The organism is Proteinivorax hydrogeniformans (assembly GCF_040515995.1).
GTDB classification, from domain to species: domain Bacteria; phylum Bacillota; class Proteinivoracia; order Proteinivoracales; family Proteinivoracaceae; genus Proteinivorax; species Proteinivorax hydrogeniformans.
On sequence record NZ_CP159485.1, the window covers coordinates 492,639 to 511,175 of the forward strand.

Below are 18,537 nucleotides of genomic sequence, written 5' to 3' on the forward strand. Positions count from 1 at the left end.
GGTGAGGCTGATGATAGTTAACATTATCTTATGGTTGCTAGCTTTATATGGGCTTTGGTCTATTTTTAACCTTGTTTGGGAATCCTTCCAATCTACAAAAAAGCCAAAAGCTAACTTATCAGTGCTACTAATAGTAAATAACTGGGAAGATAAGGTTGAAAAGGTGATTAGATACCTAGCAAATCAAAGCTATTTTAATAAGCACCCATTAACCCCCGTTGATGTTGTTGCAGTGGATAAAGGCTCTGCGGATAACACGCTGAAGATACTTAAACAATTAGCCAGAAATTATTCATTTTTGAAAGTGGTTGATAGCAAAAGAATCAGCAGCTCTAGCGTAGTAGAATATGGTAAGAATAGGTGTGTTGGTGAAGTAGTGTTAGTGTTTGATGATGCTGATTTTGACAACTTAGAAGATATAGAACAAGCAATTAAGTTCTACTTTAGCAATTCTAATTGTAAGTTTTACAAAGAAGAATAAACAATTACTTGAGTCCTTTCCAACTTGGAGGGGATTTTTTTTCTTAATTTTATCGTAATAATACGGTAATTCTATAGTAATATTTCTATCGTTGTGGTAAAATTGAGTAGACAAAGCATAAAGGTCAGCTTGGTTATGAACTGAGGGGGGGAAGTTATGAATAAGCTTAAAGCTTTTAAGCTGTTGATAGCCTTTATAGGAGTAACCTGGCTTGTTAAAATAACAGCGTCATCGGAGCAGCTTCTGCAGGTAGGATGGTGGGAGGTGCTACTTTTTGTTTCTTTGGCTGTACTCATAGAGAGAATACATATACCATTGCCTCAGGGGCATGTATCTTTTTCCCTAGTTTTTATACTATGGGCTTTTTCTGTGTTTGGACATGTGATTTTTGCGCTCTGGGCAGTACTTATTGGGATTTTCATCAATCAAGCTTTACTAATAGGGCGTAAGCTAGGAGATGTATTTTTTAATATAGGGATGATGACTATTACAATCTTGACCTCTAACCACGTTTTTCATTTTTTAGGTGGTAACTGGGGTGGTTTAATTTTAGAAAACACCGTTCCTATGCTTGGCATGCTTTTAGTTATGTTTATTTTAAATCATGCATGTTTATATGTGTTGTACAAGCTCATGAACCCTACTTATTCTGTTGTTGATATAGTGAAAGATTCTAGGTGGGATCTTGTCACCTACCTTATAACTGTGCCTCTAGGCATTTTAATGGCTTACTTACATTCAGAACTTCATCTTATCGGAGGATTGTTATTATTTATACCTATAGTAATTTCGTCTTACATATTTAGGCTTTATAAAAAGCTAGACAATATCTACGCTCGCATGAAGGGGTTATACACCGTTGCGGCGGAAATCAACGGAAATCTAGATGTTAACAAGACATTAAATTCTATAGGGGATGTTTGCCTTAGAATCTTAGAGTTGGACTCTTTTTATATATTTTTAGCTAGAAACAACAATGAACTAACTGCTGTTTACAGCAGGGGGGAAATGGACGAATATTTAAAGACTGAAGACGTAAAGTTAGGACAAGGTATTACCGGTAAGGTTGCTCAAAGTAAAAAAAGCATAATTGTAAGAGATACCAGCAAGGATAAGCGAGTTTTTACAATCCCCGGTAGAGAAAAAGGGGCAATGATGTCGGTGCCATTAATAAGAGGGGGAAAGGCTATCGGAGTTATGACTGCGGTTAAGTATCAGCCCTTTTCTCTGAATGATCAAGACTTACAAATTCTAGAGATAATTGCTTCCCAATCTGCGGTAGCTTTGGATAACGCTAAGCTTTATGAGCAGATGCAAAACCTAAGTCAGGTGGATGAATTAACAAATACTTATAACTATAGGTACTTTCAAAAGCGGCTAGAGCTGGAGGTTCAGAATTCCAAAGACTCAAAGCAGCCCGTCAGCCTGATGGTTATAGACCTAGATAACTTTAAAAGAATTAACGATACTTACGGGCATGAGGTAGGAAACAAGGTGTTATCTGAGTTGGCTGATATCTTAAAAGGTCTTATTAGGCAAAAAGATGTTCTGGCCCGTTACGGCGGCGATGAGTTTGTAATTATTTTTTCCAAAACTGCAAAGGATGTTGCGGAGAAGGTAGCGCTTAGAATATTAGCTACTCTTACCAAGCACAACTTCAAATGTGGTGATAGTTATGAAAAAATCACATTTAGTGCGGGGATAGCGGACTTTCCCAATGATGCTGAGGACAGTTTAGATTTAATGCGAAAAGCTGATAGAATAATGTACACAGGATCTAAAGAAAAAGGCAAGTCAAAAGTGGCGGTATTTAACAAGTAAATAAAAGGCGTGAGATAGTCTGGCTCTACAGAAAAAATATTCTGTAGAGCCAGACTTTTTTTATTAATTCTATGGTTGTTGATAATTTTTAAGCCAAATAACAAAAGATTATGGACAGGTTTTGCAAACTTTCAGGATAGTTTTCAAAACTCATAGCATAGTTACACCGATTAGACTTTTCCCATCTTTACCCCATTAAGAGATAATAAAACCACCTAGGGAAAACACTTACAGCCGGCTGGGTTGGGAGAAGAAAATGAATAAAGAGTTAATAGACATGGTGCACAAAGGAATCTACTACTTTATAAATCGGTATAGCATCAGTTTGCAAGATCAACAGGACGTATATAACAACTGTGTGGTAAAAATTCTGGAAAGTTATCCTCAATTTGACGCCCAAAGAGGGGTAAAGCTAAATATCTATTTGATGGCCAAAATCAGGGGCGAGGTAAAAAAATGGGTAAGGCAGAAAGGAAAAGAGGTGCCGTCAGAGCTAAATGTTGATAATGAATCGACATGGGGAAACCCTGAAGAGGAGCTGGATAACTATTTAGATAGCAAGCTGCTGCAAAAAGGGATTAGCAGCTTATCTCTTAGGCAGAGACAGGTGCTTAAAATGAAGTATTTTGATCACATGACATTTAAGGAGATAGCCGAGCATCTCTCCGTTAACTATCAGACGGTAATTAAATATCACAATCGGGGAGTTAAGATGTTGAGAAAAAAACTTGACGAGAAAGTGTGGTAAAAACAAACCTTCTTTTGCATTGTGAGGGTGAAAGGAGGTGAGTGATATGCCAGTGACTTCAACACCTTTAAACACCAGCATGAGGCTTCGATATGAGGCGGGAAACGATGATGAAGGCAACATCATCTACATCAACCGCAGCTACGGAAGAATTAAAGCAGACTGCTCCGATGAGGATTTTTTCGATATAGCAGTAGCTTTATCCTCATTGCAGGAACATCCCCTTGCTAAAGTTAGGCGAGTTGATGAAAACGTACTGACTTAAAATGAATTAAAGATTTAAAGAAAGGAGGGATTTACATGCCAAACGTTACTTTACAGCTAGTGTTTAGAAATCAGGATGGAAATCAGACTACTTTAACAGTTAGAGACCCAATTCAGCCAGTAGATAGCGAACAGGTTGAAGAAGTTATGGATGACATCATCGAAAAGAATGTTTTCGATAGTACCGGTGGGGACTTTGTAGAAAAAATAACTGCCCGCCTTGTGTCTCGGGAAGTGGAAGAGGTTATTTAGACATAAAAAAGGTGGGGGATACCCCCACCTTTTTTATGTTAGGCAGGTACCAAATCCAGACCCAATGCACCCCCTCGAAGAGGTAGGGGGCGACCTCCGCGAAGGCCCCATCAGTAGATGGCCAGCGAATATGGAGTGTTTATGGTAAAGTGCAAATGCAGGGGTCAGTCTTTTAAAATTACCTTTCTTGAACTGTAGAAAGTTAATTTTGACAGGCTGACCCCACACCCCAAGTGAGAAGTGAGACTTTAGAAGTGGGCAAAAAGAAAAAGCCTAAAACAGCAAGACGCCCCAACTAATGACCCAAATGACTGTAGGGGAGCAGTACCTGCTCCCGCACCTAACGTCCGCGGTCTAAAGCGGACAGCTACTGACGTCCCAAATTTGTATCAGATCCAGACCCCGATGGACCAACTCCCCATTCACCGTCAGTTCAGGATTAGCAATATATCTCCGGGTTTGTAAGAAGCCTAAGCTGTTTCTCCACATGTAGGACACCTTTAACTTTGAGTCGACATTGTCATGTCTCTGATGTTAATGGAAGAGAGCTCAAAGTCAAAGCCTTACTCACAGGGAGAAAAGACGCCGCCTTCAATCAAACCCTCCAATATATAGCAAATCCTTCAGCAGAGAAACCAAACAAAACTCTTGTGTCATCGAAGAGGGGGAAATTCAAAGATGCCAAAGATGCCCCAATTGATGACCCCAAATGATGACCCCAAATGATGACCCCAACTGACTGTAGGGGAGCAGCTCCACTGCTCCCGCACCTAACGTCCGCGGTCTAAAGCGGACAGCTACTGCGATCCCTAACTGGTATCAAATCCAGACCCCTATGACAAAACCAAGGGACAAGGGGGGACTGGTATGCTGTACCATCGGTTCCCAATGGGACTGCCGTACCTGTCCCCTCTGTCCCGAAGATGGGAAGACCAAGATGGCACCCCCTCGAAGAGGTAGGGGGCGACCTTAGTGTCGCCCTATCAGTAGATTGCCAGCTAATATGGTCAGGTTTAAATAGGTAGATTTAACAATCGTCAAACAATTGTTTAACAATTGTTAAACAATTGTTAAACAATTGCTAGACCATCGTTAAAAACCGGGTCATTCCCAAATACCGGCAAAAACTGAACGGGTTTGGACCCAGCATGTAACTAATTTCGTAATCTTTACCGTGGCTAATTAAGGTTTTTGCCCTTGATCTCCTGACCAACTAACCAACTAACCAACTAACCAACTAACCAACTAACCAACTAACCAACTAACCAACTAACCAACTAACCAACTAACCAACTAACCAACTAACCAACTAACCAACTAACCAACTGACCAACTGACCAACTGACTCTGTCAAATTGTAAATTCGCTTTTGATCTCCAACTAATAAACCCAAAAAAGGAGTGAGACAAATGGAAGGTCTAACTGATGTTATAGCTAACTTTGGATTTCCCATAGCTATTACCATCTACCTGTTAGTTAGAATGGAAAAGCGGCTGGAAAGGTTAACAGAAAGCATCTATCAATTAGCCAAGACAATTTCCGCCCACAGGTAAAATTAGAAAAATTAAAAAAGGTTGACTACGAACATATGTTCTGTTAAAATATACCTGAAAGGAGGAATGAGTATGCAAGAAGGTCAGTTAGAAAAAATAGTGACAGAGTTGTCAGCCCTTCAGCCACAATACCTTAAAGGGACTGGAAAAGTAACAAAAGTTCATTTAAAAAGCGGCAAGCATTTAACTATAAAATGCAAACCAGAAACGGTTGTCACCAACATAGCCGGATATCTAGGCACCGATTTAGCCGCTTTGCGAAAGTTTTGTAGTCATCGGCTGGCAGCTAAAAATTCACTCCCCCTCCCCATGACACCTTCCTTGCTACTTATTCCACTTAGAATGATAAAGCCCAAGTTCTCAAACGACAGGGCTACAGGCTATGTAAACCTATTTTCAATTGAGGACTTAAAAGAAAAGAAAAATGGTGCCATCATAACCTTGGTGGGAGGAAACGAGGTTTTGTGCCGACAAAAATTAAAAACTGTTAAGATCCACTTGGTCTATGCACGACTTATCTACAGAGAGTGGCAAAGTCATTATATTAACCCCTACGTTAAAGAAGCAGACAACAACCTATACAACACCGCCAAGCTTGATCTAATCAGAAAAATAATGAATAGTTAATTGTAGCATCCCCCCAAAGCAATCATATTCTATAATATGACATGTTTTGGGGGGATTTGTTTTGGAAAGAGGGGGAACAAAATCATTTAAGGTTTTTGTTCTTGCTAACATACTTTTAATTGGGGTACTTCTTTCCGCTGTTGAATCATCAGAAATGGATAGCAGCTCTGTTAACACACAAGAGGAGGGTAAAATCATGGAATTGATTAGATTTGTAACTGATGATTTCTTTTTTGCAGATGCTAGCGTAACAGACAAAAACCTGCTCCCTTACCCTCAAAAACCAAAAAAAGATGCTAAGCAGGAAGAAGAGGAAAAAAACGATGTCGTAGATAAAGAAGATGGCCAAGAAGAGGAAAAAGAACAAGAAGATAAAAATGAGGAACAAAAACCGCCTGAAAAGCCAAAGGAACCAAGACCTACAAAAAGGCCGGTATCGAGAATAAACACTTCCCAAAAGAAAGTGGCGCTAACGTTTGACGATGGGCCAAATGCTCAAACATTAACACAGATGTTAGATATACTAGCTGAATATGATGTTTCTGCAACCTTTTTTGTAATTGGCAGTACAGCCAAGGCTAATGAGCACCTGCTACAGCAGATAGTTGATGACGGCCACCAGGTAGCAAACCACTCATATACTCATAGTAGATTTTCACAACTTAACTATGAACAGTCAAGACAAGAAATTATTAAAACACAGAACATAATAGGAAATTACAGCACCGGAAGATACTTTAGGCCTCCCTATGGGGCTTACACAGATACCACGTTAGAAGTAGCCTACTCAGAAGGCTTTGAAGTTGTGATGTGGAGCGTGGATACACGAGATTGGGAGACAAACGACCCCGATAGAATTTTAAATACCGTAAAGTCCAACACTCAGCCTGGGGGGATAATACTATTTCACGAAGGCCACCAGGTAACTTTAAAGGCGCTTCCAGACGTTTTGCAATGGCTTATTTCAGAAGGGTACCAGTTCGTTACTATAGAGCAACTGTTTGACTTATAGCAGGTCAACAGCCAGTTCAACTAACAATCAGTTAATAGGTTTTTGACTTAACCCAGTGACTACTTTTAATAGCTGGGTTTTTTTGTTGCGTATTTTAAGCTAAAAAGATGGGACTTTAGTGCGCCGGAGAAGGAAAATGTTCTTTTATGTCGAATTATTAAAGTAATATAAAATGGTTAGGCAGGTGCTTTCATTGCTGGCTTTAAGGGATGCGTTTTTTTCTGTTATGTTTCCTGATATAGCAACTTGTATTGGTTGCAAAAGAAAAGCCTTGGATATTACATTTCCGCTATGTAGTGATTGTCATCAACAGATAGAATACTATGACCCAAAGCTTGCATGTATTAGATGTGGCAGAAGCTATCATGGAGGAAAGTGCCCAGGACCGAATATCGGCCATGTTATGGCATTAGCCCCATACAGAGGGTACTGGAAAGAAATAATTAATTTGTATAAATTTAAAAACTATCGCTATTTACACAAGGGATTTAGCAAAAAAATAAGTCAAGTCCTGAAAAGTAATCTAAAAGCAGAAATAGATCTTATAACCTATGTTCCAGTGACAGACAAGGGGTTAAAAGAAAGAGGCTTTGACCAAAGCCATCTTATTGCAAAACATCTTTCAAAGGAAATAAAAATCCCCTTTGCCGCTTTGTTACATAAAAACGATGACCGCCCGCCTCAACGTTCTTTAGACAGAACGGAAAGACTTAAGGGATGGGAGGGAGTTCTTTCTCTTAACCAGCCTGACAAGCTGCAACAAAAACATATTTTAATAATAGATGACATATATACCACCGGCAGCACCTTGTACCAATGCTCTAAGAAATTAAAAGCCGGAGGTGCTAAAAAAATAACAGCTTTTACATTAGCAAACTAAGGAGGGAAACACATGACCGTTTCAAATTGTCCAAGATGTGGGAAAATATTTAGAAAGTTAAAGCGAAACATCTGTCCTAATTGCGTTGCCAAAGAAGATAAAGAATACGAAATTGTACGAGATTTTTTATACGACAACCCTGGAGCAGGCATCCAAACCATAACTGAGGAAACCGGTGTATCGGAAAATCAAGTAATTAAGTTTTTGCGAGAAGATCGACTGGTAAATGTAAACAAGGACAGCCTGCTGTTAGACTGCGAAAGCTGTGGAACAGCTATAAGCAATGGTAGGTACTGCGAAGCCTGTAAAGCCCGACTAGATAGTGACATTCGTGGTGTAGCAGGTGGAGGAACTACTGACAGAGAAAGAAAAGCTAGCTCCTTTCACTTAAGACGGCTAAAAGATAAATAGCACAGCAAAAAACTTAAAGGACTTGAACAAATTTCCTTTAAGTTTTTTATAATTTCACCGATATATATAATATCAGAATGTAACTTGTTTAAATAAAAAGGGCTTAGGGGGATTATGTTATGAAAATTACTGGATTAAAGGGTGTGCAGGCCGCTTATCAGAAAAACAGCACTTCACAGACTGATACCCAGTTAAAAAATGAAAAGATAAAAAAGGCAGCTTCGCTAGATGTTTCTCAAAGGGCGAAGGATTTAGCTGTGGCTAGAAAAGCTTTGGACAAACTAGATGGCGTGCGAGATGACAAGGTAAATTTAATCAAAGAACAGATAGAAACAGGAACTTATAAAGTAGATACAAAAGTACTAGCTAAAAAAATGCTGACAACAAGTTGGGGGAAATAACATGGTTCAAAAATATTTAGATAAGATGTTAGATAAGTTAGATGAGCAAGTAACTTTATATTGCAAGCTTATGGAAGTGACAGAAAAAAAGAGAGACACCCTTGTTCAAAATGCCATGGAGCAGCTTGAGGAAGTGGTTGACATAGAGGCAAAGTTAGTTAAGCAAATAGCAGACGTAGAAAAAGAACGCTATAATTTGCAAAAACAGCTAGCAAATCAAATGAATATTTCAGTGGATAATGTGAACACCGACATGCTTATCCCGCTTTTAACCCCAGAACAAAAACAAAGAATGGATACAGCAACAGAAGATTTAAAAGAATATCTTTCCAAGCTGTCCATGCTAAATCAAACAAATAAAAAGCTTTTAGACCAATCACTTAAAATGGTTCAATACTCCTTAAATTACGTAGCTGGAGAAAGAGATAGCGAAAAAACATATTCAAAAACGCCAAACAAAAAGCGTAGCGGCGGTAAATTTATGGATATACAGGCATAGGAGGAGAAAATATGCGATCAACTTTTTCAGGATTAGAACTAGCAAGAAGAGCGCTGCAAACACAGCAAAAAGCTGTAAATGTAGTAGGGCATAACGTTGCCAACGCAAACACTAAAGGCTATTCAAGACAAGAGGTAGTAACTCAAGCTACAGGACCATATACAAGTCCATCAAACGTTAGGCCAACGGGAGCTGGGCAAATCGGTAGCGGAGTCAAGGTGGAATCAATCCAAAGACAGTTTGATAACCATATAGCGGAACAATATCGTTTAGAAAACAGCTTAGAGTCCCAGTGGCAACAAAAACATAATGGAATGGAACAGATTGAGGCGATATTTAACGAGCCTTCTGACAGCAGCCTAAGACGAGCTGTGGACGACTTTTGGTCCGCTTTGCAGCAGATGACAACAGAGCCGACAGAGCTTTCATCAAGGGCGATAGTTAGACAATCTGCCATAGCCATGGTGGATACCTTTCAGACAATGGATAGACAGCTTGAGCAGGTAAGTAAGGATTATGATGAATCTATAAAAGCAGATGTAAGTCAAGCTAACTCCAAGATTAGGGGAATAGCTGACCTAAATGAGCGTATAGTAAAAATTAAAGCCATGGGGGATAGCCCAAACGACCTTATGGATCAGCGGGATGTACTTATAGATGAGCTTACAGAGGTTATAAATGTAAAGACAGAACATCATGACAACGGTGATTTGACCGTCCAATTCCCACTAGGTGAAGGTGATTATGTAACAATAATAGATGGGGTAACTAGTGGAAAAAACTTTGGTCAATTTGGTTATGATATTGATGTAGATAATCCTGGCAAAGGTCAACTTAGCGTAAAAGAAGCTTCAGAACTACCTATTGACGATGTAGACGCACAGGAAATAGATAGAAAGCAAGTTGCCCATGGGAAGATAAAAGGAATGTTCGAAGCCCAGGACGAGGTGGATACCTATAGAAGATATTTAACCGACTACGCCAGTGAATATACTAATGCAATAAATGAGCAGCATAGAGAGGGATTTGATTTAAATGGCAACGAAGGAATTGACTTCTTTGTAAATATAGGAAATGAGGAAGAATTCGAGATTTCCACCCTAGCTGTTAACCCTGCTATTGTAGATGAGCTAAGCCTTATTGCAGCAGCAGGAAAAGGGCCAGATGAAGATGGAGAATTTGCCGAAGGTAACGGGGAAAATGCATTGGCAATGGCGGAGTTGCGCCATGAAAACAGTATGGAGTTTAAGGGTGCCGATGTTACATTTGATGGTTTTTATCGCTCGGTTGTGGCCGAACTAGGAATTTCAACCAATGAATCCTATCAAATGCTAGAAAATCAAAAGTCATTAGCTTACCAATTTGAGATGCGTCAAGAAGAGGTTAGGGGAGTTTCCCTAGACGAAGAAATGACCAAAATGATTCAATATCAACACAGCTATGTAGCTGCATCAAGACTTACAAACACTATCGATGAGATGATAGACACCATAGTAAATCGTCTCGGAGTAGTAGGAAGATAGGGGGAAGGATAAATGCGAGTAACTAGTAATTTTTTGATGAAAAACATGCTTAATAACTTATCGCGAAACAATAGAAGGCTAGATGAGGTAACTCAACAGCTTTCCACAGGCAAGCGGATAAACAAACCATCTGATGACCCTGGTGACGTGGTAAGAAGCTTGCGAGTTCGTACAGAGATAAATGAGTATGATCAGTACAAAAAAAATGTAGATATGGCTAGGTCGCTATTAGAGTACACCGATGAAACTTTAGATAAAGTAGGACAAGGGATCCATCGTGCAAGAGAATTAGCTATTCAAGCTAAAAACGATACCTACGATGATAGCCAGCGGGAGATGATGGCAAAAGAAGTAAATGGGATTTTAAATGACATTGTCGATGCATCAAACTCTACATTCTCTAACCGCCACGTATTTTCCGGAACCAGCACCAAAGAGCCTTTTAAGCCGGAACTAGATGATGACGGCAACATTACTAAAGTAAATCCAGAAGGCAATTCAGAGCCCAGGGAATTTGAAATGGGAGTTGGACAAAGCATAAATGCAGGTGCAGACGGACAAAGCATATTTATGCCAATTTTTGATGGTCTAATAAACCTAAGAGATGGGCTAGAAGGTAAAGAAGGAGAAGTAGATGAAGACCTGCTAGAAACAGGTTTTGGTCAAATTAATGAATCATTCGATGCGCTACTAACGCAGCGTTCAGAATTAGGAGCGAGAGTAAATCAGCTTGAACTAGTGGAAAACAGGATGCTAGATGGCGAAATCAACCTAAAAGGCTTGAAATCAAGCATAGAAGATGTGGATATGGCAGAATCTATAATGCACCTAAAGAACATAGAGGCCCTACATCAAGCAAGCTTAAACGTAACATCAAGAATAATCCAACCAAGCCTAGTAGATTTCCTAAGATAGTAGAATTTCTAAGATAGAAGGTAGTTGAGAAGTGCGGTTGAGTAGTGAGAAATGCGAGGTTGGAAGTGAGAATAAAGGAAAAAAAGCAAAAAAGGCGCACACAAGTGCGCCTAATTTGGATATAACCCAGGTGACAAAGGGACTGGTATGCTGCGAGCGCATCCCAGCGTACAGCCGTACCTGTCCCCTCTGTCACCGAAGATGGATACCCCAACTGATGACCCAAATTGACTGTAGGGGAGCAGTCTCCTGCTCCCGCACCTAACGTCCGCGATCCCAAGCGGACAGCTATCGAGGTCCCGAACTGGTATCAAATTCAGACCCCACAAAACCAAATTGGCCGCGAAAACGTATAAATAAGCTACATGCTGGGACTAGGATCTAAAGATGTGAAATACTGAAATGATGCTGGGTCTGAAACCCAAAGTAGCTTGTCATTCTGAACGAAGTGAAGAATCTATGAACTTAAATATGTCAGTGCAAATACAGGGGTCGGTCTTTTAAAATTATCTTTCTTGAACTGTAGAAAGTTAATTTTGACAGGCTGACCCCACACCCCACAAAACCGAATTGGCCGCGAAAACGTATAAATAAGCTACATGCTGGGACTAGGATCTAAAGATGTGAAATACTGAAATGATGCTGGGTCTGAAGCCCAAAGTAGCTTGTCATTCTGAACGAAGTGAAGAATCTATGAACTTAAATATGTCAGTTCAGGATTAGCAATATATTTCCGGGTTTGTAAGAAGCCTAAGCTGTTTCTCCACATGTTCGACGACTTTAACTTTGAGTCGACATTGTCATGTCTCTGATGTTAATGAAGGATAGCTCAAAGCCAAATCCTTACTCACAGGGAGAAAAGACGCCGCCTTCAATCAAACCCTCCAATATAAAGCGAATCCTTCAATAGAAAAACCAAAAACACCAATGACAAAACCAAGGGACAAGAGGGACTGGTATGCTGTACCATCGTTTTCCAATGGGACTGCCGTACCTGTCCCCTCTGTCCCGAAGATGGATAGCCTAAATTATGACCCCAGACCCCACAAAACCTAATTGGCCGCGAAAACGTATAAACTTGCTAATTCTGCTGGGACTAGGATCTAAAGATTTGAAATACTGAAATGATGCTGGGTCTGAAGCCCAAAGTAGCTTGTCATTCTGAACGAAGTGAAGAATCTATGAGCTTAAATATGTCAGTTCAGGATTAGCAATATATTTCCGGGTTTGTAGGGGAGCAGTACCTGCTCCCGCACATAACGTCCGCGCCCCAAAGCGGACAGCTACTGACATCCCCAACTGGTATCAAATACAGACCCCGATGGACTGTTTCTCCACATGTAGGGCGCCTTTAACTTTGAGTCGACGCTGAACAATAGTTGAACAATCGTTGAACCATTGTTAAACAATTGTTGAACCATCGTTAAAAAAGCTACAGTGGCTAATTAGTAGTTAGCAGTTAGCAGATAGCAAATGCATTTAAGCCCTTGATCTCCTGACCAACTGACCAACTGTCTGCTGTCACCGGAATTTTGATCTTAACTGTAAATTGTAAATTCGGTCTTGATTAACAACTCACTAAAAAAAAGAAGCGAGGTTGTTTTCTATGGAAACGGCTAAAAAATTAAACCAACAAAAAATAATAAACTTCCCTAAAGGTCTATTAGGGTTTGAACAATTTAAAGACTATATAATCTTAGAAGAACCGGAAAGTAACGGTTTGCTTTACTGGCTAGAATCTGTTGATGACCCTAGTGTGGCGCTGCTAGTTACACCGCCTCAGATGTTTGTAGACTACAAAGTAAAAATAGATATAGACAAGCTTGAAGGTATTGGAATCACCGAAGAATCAGAAACAGAGGTCCTGTCGGTAGTAAATCTTCCAGAAGATATTACCAAAGCAACCATGAACCTAAAAGCGCCTGTCATTATCAACCACCAAACAATGCAAGGTCAGCAGGTAGTACTTGATAACGATAGCTTGTCAATAAAACACCCGCTGTATAAAAAGGAGTCAAAATAATGCTGATCCTTACAAGAAAGGTCGGAGAAAGCATTACAATAGATGGTGACATAGAAGTAGAGGTCATAGCTGCCAAAGGTGATAAGATAAAGTTAGGTGTCAAAGCTCCAAAGCGAGTATCTGTTCATCGCACAGAGATACATAAAGAAATCCAAAGACAAAACAGGATGTCCAGAAGAAAACGAGGCGATATAACCGGGCTTATAAAAAACCTCAACAAGGACTAATAACCTAATTTAAATTAAAAAAACCCTTAAGTTTTTCAAAAAAATTACGATATAAATAATAACAGAAAATTGGAAAATAGAATCTAGGGGGAAACTTCAATGAAGATAGAAACAAACCCAGTATCAAAGATAAAAGAAGTCCAGCGTGACCTTCCAAAAGAACAACAAATGTATGAAGGTAACAAAAACCAACAAACCGAAATGCCTAACATGGTAGAAGATACACAGCAAGCTGTTGATATGCTTAATAAAACTGTTCAAGTTGTTGATAAACAAATCCAGTTTGAACTTCATGAAACCCTAAACAGGCCGATGGTGAAAGTTTTAAACAAAGAAACTGACGAAGTTATTCGGGAGATTCCTCCTGAGGAGATATTGGACTTAGTTGGAAATATGCTTGAGATGGTAGGAATTATCGTAGATAAAAAGGTATAGGGAGTGATATAGAATGCGTATCGGTGGAATTGGAAGTGGTATGGACACAGAGGCTATGTTAGAACAACTTATGGAAGCTGAAAGGATGCCTCTAGATAGATTACAACAACAAAAACAAGTCCTTGAATGGCAGCATGAAGACTATCGACAGATTAATTCTAAGATGCTTTCGTTTAGGAATTCAGTAAGTGATATGCGCTTTTCAAATAATATGCTCAGAAGGTCAACAACCTCTTCAGATGAATCAGTAGTGACGGCTTCGGCATCTAGCAATGCTCAAGACGGCAATTATAATGTCAATGTTAAGAGTTTAGCGCAAAGATCCTTTGCCCAAAGTAGTGAGTTAAATCTTGAAGAAGGCAAACCACTTACAGAACTTTTTGGTGAAAGTTTAGAAGAGAATATAACAATACAAACTTCAGGTGAAAAGGTTACATTTTCCTTTAAAACTTCCTCAGAAATTGAAGAGCTAAAGGAAAACGGTGAACTTGAACAGGGAGTTTTATATGTAGATAAGGAAGGTTCTTTGGATGAATTTTTAAGGACTGTAAATAATTCAGAAGCTGGAGTTCATATGTTCTATGATTCTAGCGAAGGTAGAATGTTTATAAATTCAACAGAAACTGGCGCAGATAACACAATCGATGTTTCAGGAAGTCTTTTTATAGATGCTCTTGGAATTAACGAAGACAATACTGAGACGGGGAAAAACGCTTCGGTTAATATTAACGGTTTTAATATAAACCCACAAGGAAATGATTTTGAGTTTGGTGGAATTAATTACTCCATTAAATCTATCGGGACAGCTACTGCTTCAGTCGGACGGGATAACGACCATCTTTTTGATCAGGTTAAGGGATTTGTTGATGAATATAACAAAGTTTTGTTATCTTTAAATGGCAAACTAAATGAGCCACTACACAGAGATTATCCGCCACTTACCGATGAACAAAAGAGACATCTATCCGACAGAGAAATTGAGCAGTGGGAGGAGTTGTCTCGTTCAGGTCACTTAAGAAATGACTCTATTCTATCTCGCAGTGCAACAAATATTAGACGTGTTATATCTACTCAAGTTGATGGAGATTTTAGGACGTTATCGCAGATTGGCATCGAGACCCGTGATTATAGAGAAGGTGGGGTCCTCCATATAGATGAGCAAAAACTAAGGGATGCAATAGAAGAAAACCCAAGAGGGGTTTTCGAGTTATTTGCCGGTAATGAAAATAGTGATGGTATAGCTAGTGAGATGAGAACTAATTTAAGACGTGGAATGGATCAAATAGGGAATAGAGCAGGAAGTAGTGACAACATTGATCGCCAAAGTTTTATAGGAAGATCTATGAGAGATATTGATGATAGAATTGATAGGATGGAAGACAGGTTAGCAAGGGTAGAGCAGCGGTACTGGGATCAATTTACCGCAATGGAAAGTGCCTTGTATGAAATGTATAGTCAAGGTGATTGGTTGCAGCAACAACTGATGAGTATGTAGATTGAAACTAGAATTTAAAAAGCCCTGGTGCACATAAGTGCACTAGGGCTTTATCGCAGGTGTGGCTTAAGTTGGAATCTATACTCTATGCTTAATAACTTAAGTATGCTATCATAAATACAAAGTTAAAAAATAGGGGGGGCTAACATTGAAGATGCAAACAGTAATTGATATATATAATCAACTATTTGACGCATACAAGGAACTCAAAGATAGCTTTTTGGAGCAAGAGAAGCTAAAAGAGGATGAAATAGATAACCTAGAGAATATAATTGAAGAGAGAAAAGATAAAATGAATAAAATTAACAAATTAACAGATTATCTCCATGCTGAAAAAGAACAGGCTGCAAGACAGCTAGAGATTGACGAATTTAATTTTTCAAGTATCGAAGGTAAGGTATCACCTAAAGAATTAGGCCAGCTAAAAGCAGTTTCTAACGATATAAAGGAACTGTTAAAGGAAATAATGGAACTAAACCAAACAATAACCTCTGATTATGAAACAAAAATTAAAGGATCTCAGCAAAAATTAAAAACTGTAAAACAAGGAAAGAAACTTCATAAGGCCTATGCTCAGGCTCAGCAACACGCTTATTTTTTAGATAAGAAGAGTTAGAGTACAGTTGAACAGGAAAAATAAAGAAAACCAGGTTGAGCACAAAGTGCTTGCCTGGTTCTTTTTTAGGGTGGCACACTCCTTAAGAAGCAGTGGCGTGCCTGTGTGCCTACCTGTAGAGAATTGGTAGCTAAACGGAATAAGCTTCTTTTATCCGTTACAGAGCCACTAAACCTTAGTAAATAACTAGCAGAAGTTATAAAAACTTAGCTTTTCAAGGACCAACTATCCCCTGTCCAAGTTTTTAAGAATAAACAAAAAAGGCAGAAAAAACTCAAATCAGCGAGATAATAAGACATAATCTACTGTATTCTTGCATAAAGCTCCATAATCAAATTTAAGATTTCCATCAATCTTTCGATATATATAATAGAAACATTAAGCTTTGATGCTAAGACCGGCCGGCTTAGTATCAAAGCAATAAACTTAAAGGGCAAGGACGCCCAAAAACCAAAATTCAAGGAGGAATTACAAATGAGAATTAACAACAACATGATGGCACAAAACACCCATCGCCAACTAGGCATGGCAACAAACCGTGGCGCACAATCTATGGAGAAACTATCTTCAGGTATGAGAATTAACAGAGCAGGTGATGACGCTGCTGGTCTTTCTATCAGTGAGAAAATGCGTGGTCAAATCAGAGGCTTAAACCAAGCTTCAAGAAACGCTCAAGATGGAATTTCTTTAATTCAAACAGCAGAAGGAGCTCTTAACGAATCTCACGCAATCCTTCAAAGAATGAGAGAGCTAACTGTCCAATCTGGTAATGAAGGGACATTAGCATCAGAAGATGTAGCTGCGATTGCAGACGAAATTACTGAGTTATTAGAGGAGTTAGATGATATAAGCACACGTACTCAGTTTAATGGAAAAGACCTTTTAGATGGAGGCTTTAGTGAAGATTTTCAAATCGGTGCTAATGCAGACCAGCAACTAACCTTAACAATCAATGCAGGAACAGCTTCGAGCGGTTTTAATCCGGATGGTTTAGGTATCGATAGCCTATCAATTGCTAGTTTCGATGCTGAGGATGATATCGATGGTAATCTTAACTTTGACTCAGACATTGGCGCTATCGAAGACGCAATTAAAAAAGTTTCAGCAGCTCGTTCAAACCTTGGTGCTAACCAAAATCGCCTCGAGCACACCATTGCTAACTTAGATAACGCTGCAGAAAACCTACAAGCTGCAGAAAGCAGAATCCGCGATGTAGATATGGCTCAAGAAATGATGGAGCACACCAAACAAAACATCTTGCAGCAAGCCTCAACAGCTATGTTAGCGCAAGCTAATATGGCTCCACAAAACGTACTACAATTACTTGGCTAGTATTTAATTAACGGAGAGGGGTATCCCTCTCCAAATAGAATCTACTTAGGGCAAGGACGCCCAAAAACCAAAATTCAAGGAGGAATTTTACAATGAGAATTAATAACAATATGATGGCACAAAACACCCATCGCCAACTAGGTATGGCAACTAACCGCGGCGCACAATCTATGGAGAAACTTTCTTCAGGTATGAGAATTAACAGAGCAGGAGACGACGCAGCAGGTCTTTCTATCAGTGAGAAAATGCGTGGTCAGATTAGAGGCTTAAACCAAGCTTCAAGAAACGCTCAAGATGGTATTTCTTTAATTCAAACAGCAGAAGGAGCTCTTAACGAATCTCACGCAATTCTTCAAAGAATGAGAGAATTAGTGGTGCAAGGTGGGAATGAAGGGACTTTAGAAAGCGACGACATTGCTGCTATAGACGCTGAAATTACTGAACTAAAAAATGAGTTAGTAGACATAGCGGATCGTACAGAGTTTAACGGCAAGAAACTTTTAGACGGTAACTTTGAACAGGAATTCCAAATAGGAGCTAACTCAGGTCAACAACTTACTTTAGAAATAAAATCAGGTGAAAGTGACAATGCGTTTACTGATACAGGTTTAGGAGTAAATGATGTAGTGGCTGGTGAAGCCTTTAATACGCACATAGATGCTGTTGATGATGCCATAAAAGCTGTTTCTGAAGCCCGATCAAACCTTGGTGCTAACCAAAATCGCCTCGAGCACACCATTGCTAACTTAGATAACGCTGCAGAGAATCTGCAAGCTGCTGAATCTAGAATCCGTGATGTAGATATGGCTCAAGAAATGATGGAGCACACCAAACAAAACATCTTGCAGCAAGCATCTACAGCTATGTTAGCTCAAGCTAATATGGCTCCACAAAATGTACTACAGTTACTTGGGTAATAAGAATTCTGAGAGGGTCATAACTATGACCCTCTTTTATACATTTACGAATTAAAATATTATTTAAGCTGGTAAGGTGTATCATTTTAAATAATATTTTAATGA

The 18,537-nt window shown here is 39.3% G+C and carries 21 protein-coding genes; all 21 read left to right on the forward strand.

Features of this window, described 5'->3' with window-relative positions; all coding sequences use genetic code 11:
- Positions 1 to 10: 10 nt before the first annotated feature.
- Positions 11 to 481, forward strand: a complete 471-nt coding sequence (locus PRVXH_RS02395) for a glycosyltransferase (protein ID WP_353893718.1) — start codon at positions 11 to 13, stop codon at positions 479 to 481.
- A 156-nt stretch (positions 482 to 637) separates the two neighbouring features.
- The gene (locus PRVXH_RS02400; protein ID WP_353893719.1) at positions 638 to 2,302 is read left to right on the forward strand and encodes a sensor domain-containing diguanylate cyclase; all 1,665 of its coding nucleotides are present in this window, start codon (positions 638 to 640) and stop codon (positions 2,300 to 2,302) included.
- Positions 2,303 to 2,558: 256 nt separating this feature from the next.
- Positions 2,559 to 3,050, forward strand: a complete 492-nt coding sequence (locus tag PRVXH_RS02405) for a sigma-70 family RNA polymerase sigma factor (RefSeq protein WP_353893720.1) — start codon at positions 2,559 to 2,561, stop codon at positions 3,048 to 3,050.
- A 46-nt stretch (positions 3,051 to 3,096) separates the two neighbouring features.
- Positions 3,097 to 3,315 (forward strand): DUF1659 domain-containing protein, encoded by a 219-nt coding sequence (locus tag PRVXH_RS02410; protein ID WP_353893721.1) that lies wholly within the window; start codon positions 3,097 to 3,099, stop codon positions 3,313 to 3,315.
- A gap of 35 nt (positions 3,316 to 3,350) precedes the next feature.
- A complete protein-coding gene (locus PRVXH_RS02415) occupies positions 3,351 to 3,566 on the forward strand; it encodes a DUF2922 domain-containing protein (protein WP_353893722.1) in 216 nt (71 codons plus the stop codon).
- Positions 3,567 to 4,975: 1,409 nt separating this feature from the next.
- Positions 4,976 to 5,119, forward strand: coding sequence for a YvrJ family protein (locus PRVXH_RS02420; protein WP_353893723.1), 144 nt, complete (start codon positions 4,976 to 4,978; stop codon positions 5,117 to 5,119).
- A gap of 72 nt (positions 5,120 to 5,191) precedes the next feature.
- Positions 5,192 to 5,746, forward strand: coding sequence for a hypothetical protein (locus PRVXH_RS02425; RefSeq protein ID WP_353893724.1), 555 nt, complete (start codon positions 5,192 to 5,194; stop codon positions 5,744 to 5,746).
- A gap of 61 nt (positions 5,747 to 5,807) precedes the next feature.
- Positions 5,808 to 6,758, forward strand: a complete 951-nt coding sequence (locus PRVXH_RS02430) for a polysaccharide deacetylase family protein (RefSeq protein WP_353893725.1) — start codon at positions 5,808 to 5,810, stop codon at positions 6,756 to 6,758.
- A 193-nt stretch (positions 6,759 to 6,951) separates the two neighbouring features.
- Positions 6,952 to 7,638 carry a phosphoribosyltransferase family protein gene (locus tag PRVXH_RS02435; protein WP_353893726.1) on the forward strand — a complete coding sequence of 229 codons (687 nt, stop codon included), beginning with the start codon at positions 6,952 to 6,954 and terminating at the stop codon, positions 7,636 to 7,638.
- A 12-nt stretch (positions 7,639 to 7,650) separates the two neighbouring features.
- Positions 7,651 to 8,049 (forward strand): hypothetical protein, encoded by a 399-nt coding sequence (locus PRVXH_RS02440; protein WP_353893727.1) that lies wholly within the window; start codon positions 7,651 to 7,653, stop codon positions 8,047 to 8,049.
- A 119-nt stretch (positions 8,050 to 8,168) separates the two neighbouring features.
- On the forward strand, positions 8,169 to 8,450 hold the full coding sequence (flgM, locus tag PRVXH_RS02445; RefSeq protein WP_353893728.1) for a flagellar biosynthesis anti-sigma factor FlgM: 282 nt from the start codon (positions 8,169 to 8,171) through the stop codon (positions 8,448 to 8,450).
- A gap of 1 nt (position 8,451) precedes the next feature.
- Positions 8,452 to 8,949, forward strand: coding sequence for a flagellar protein FlgN (locus tag PRVXH_RS02450; protein WP_353893729.1), 498 nt, complete (start codon positions 8,452 to 8,454; stop codon positions 8,947 to 8,949).
- 11 nt (positions 8,950 to 8,960) lie between these two features.
- Positions 8,961 to 10,472, forward strand: coding sequence for a flagellar hook-associated protein FlgK (gene flgK, locus PRVXH_RS02455; protein WP_353893730.1), 1,512 nt, complete (start codon positions 8,961 to 8,963; stop codon positions 10,470 to 10,472).
- A gap of 12 nt (positions 10,473 to 10,484) precedes the next feature.
- Positions 10,485 to 11,387 carry a flagellar hook-associated protein FlgL gene (gene flgL / locus PRVXH_RS02460; RefSeq protein ID WP_353893731.1) on the forward strand — a complete coding sequence of 301 codons (903 nt, stop codon included), beginning with the start codon at positions 10,485 to 10,487 and terminating at the stop codon, positions 11,385 to 11,387.
- 1,606 nt (positions 11,388 to 12,993) lie between these two features.
- On the forward strand, positions 12,994 to 13,410 hold the full coding sequence (locus tag PRVXH_RS02465) for a flagellar assembly protein FliW (protein WP_353893732.1): 417 nt from the start codon (positions 12,994 to 12,996) through the stop codon (positions 13,408 to 13,410).
- On the forward strand, positions 13,410 to 13,637 hold the full coding sequence (gene csrA, locus PRVXH_RS02470; protein WP_353893733.1) for a carbon storage regulator CsrA: 228 nt from the start codon (positions 13,410 to 13,412) through the stop codon (positions 13,635 to 13,637). Before PRVXH_RS02465 ends, csrA begins: the two co-directional genes overlap by 1 nt.
- A 99-nt stretch (positions 13,638 to 13,736) precedes the next feature.
- Positions 13,737 to 14,072: a flagellar protein FlaG gene (locus PRVXH_RS02475; RefSeq protein WP_353893734.1), complete on the forward strand. Its 336-nt coding sequence runs from the start codon at positions 13,737 to 13,739 to the stop codon at positions 14,070 to 14,072.
- Between the two features lie 13 nt (positions 14,073 to 14,085).
- Entirely contained in the window at positions 14,086 to 15,567 is a 1,482-nt protein-coding gene (gene fliD / locus PRVXH_RS02480) for a flagellar filament capping protein FliD (protein ID WP_353893735.1), read from the forward strand.
- 148 nt (positions 15,568 to 15,715) lie between these two features.
- Positions 15,716 to 16,183 carry a hypothetical protein gene (locus tag PRVXH_RS02485; RefSeq protein ID WP_353893736.1) on the forward strand — a complete coding sequence of 156 codons (468 nt, stop codon included), beginning with the start codon at positions 15,716 to 15,718 and terminating at the stop codon, positions 16,181 to 16,183.
- Positions 16,184 to 16,657: 474 nt separating this feature from the next.
- The gene (hag, locus tag PRVXH_RS02490) at positions 16,658 to 17,515 is read left to right on the forward strand and encodes a flagellin Hag (RefSeq protein ID WP_353893737.1); all 858 of its coding nucleotides are present in this window, start codon (positions 16,658 to 16,660) and stop codon (positions 17,513 to 17,515) included.
- A gap of 92 nt (positions 17,516 to 17,607) precedes the next feature.
- Positions 17,608 to 18,432, forward strand: a complete 825-nt coding sequence (locus PRVXH_RS02495) for a flagellin (protein WP_353893738.1) — start codon at positions 17,608 to 17,610, stop codon at positions 18,430 to 18,432.
- The last annotated feature ends 105 nt before the right edge of the window (positions 18,433 to 18,537 follow it).

What these genes read in the sequence shown, in the direction of transcription:
- PRVXH_RS02465 (WP_353893732.1), top strand. Translation starts at nt 12,994, where the DNA reads ATGGAAACGGCTAAAAAATTAAACCAACAAAAAATAATAAACTTCCCT.
- PRVXH_RS02440 (WP_353893727.1), top strand. Translation starts at nt 7,651, where the DNA reads ATGACCGTTTCAAATTGTCCAAGATGTGGGAAAATATTTAGAAAGTTA.
- fliD (WP_353893735.1), top strand. Translation starts at nt 14,086, where the DNA reads ATGCGTATCGGTGGAATTGGAAGTGGTATGGACACAGAGGCTATGTTA.
- PRVXH_RS02395 (WP_353893718.1), top strand. Translation starts at nt 11, where the DNA reads ATGATAGTTAACATTATCTTATGGTTGCTAGCTTTATATGGGCTTTGG.
- csrA (WP_353893733.1), top strand. Translation starts at nt 13,410, where the DNA reads ATGCTGATCCTTACAAGAAAGGTCGGAGAAAGCATTACAATAGATGGT.
- PRVXH_RS02415 (WP_353893722.1), top strand. Translation starts at nt 3,351, where the DNA reads ATGCCAAACGTTACTTTACAGCTAGTGTTTAGAAATCAGGATGGAAAT.
- hag (WP_353893737.1), top strand. Translation starts at nt 16,658, where the DNA reads ATGAGAATTAACAACAACATGATGGCACAAAACACCCATCGCCAACTA.
- flgK (WP_353893730.1), top strand. Translation starts at nt 8,961, where the DNA reads ATGCGATCAACTTTTTCAGGATTAGAACTAGCAAGAAGAGCGCTGCAA.
- PRVXH_RS02410 (WP_353893721.1), top strand. Translation starts at nt 3,097, where the DNA reads ATGCCAGTGACTTCAACACCTTTAAACACCAGCATGAGGCTTCGATAT.
- PRVXH_RS02400 (WP_353893719.1), top strand. Translation starts at nt 638, where the DNA reads ATGAATAAGCTTAAAGCTTTTAAGCTGTTGATAGCCTTTATAGGAGTA.
- PRVXH_RS02420 (WP_353893723.1), top strand. Translation starts at nt 4,976, where the DNA reads ATGGAAGGTCTAACTGATGTTATAGCTAACTTTGGATTTCCCATAGCT.
- PRVXH_RS02405 (WP_353893720.1), top strand. Translation starts at nt 2,559, where the DNA reads ATGAATAAAGAGTTAATAGACATGGTGCACAAAGGAATCTACTACTTT.
- PRVXH_RS02425 (WP_353893724.1), top strand. Translation starts at nt 5,192, where the DNA reads ATGCAAGAAGGTCAGTTAGAAAAAATAGTGACAGAGTTGTCAGCCCTT.
- flgM (WP_353893728.1), top strand. Translation starts at nt 8,169, where the DNA reads ATGAAAATTACTGGATTAAAGGGTGTGCAGGCCGCTTATCAGAAAAAC.
- PRVXH_RS02495 (WP_353893738.1), top strand. Translation starts at nt 17,608, where the DNA reads ATGAGAATTAATAACAATATGATGGCACAAAACACCCATCGCCAACTA.
- PRVXH_RS02450 (WP_353893729.1), top strand. Translation starts at nt 8,452, where the DNA reads ATGGTTCAAAAATATTTAGATAAGATGTTAGATAAGTTAGATGAGCAA.
- flgL (WP_353893731.1), top strand. Translation starts at nt 10,485, where the DNA reads ATGCGAGTAACTAGTAATTTTTTGATGAAAAACATGCTTAATAACTTA.
- PRVXH_RS02475 (WP_353893734.1), top strand. Translation starts at nt 13,737, where the DNA reads ATGAAGATAGAAACAAACCCAGTATCAAAGATAAAAGAAGTCCAGCGT.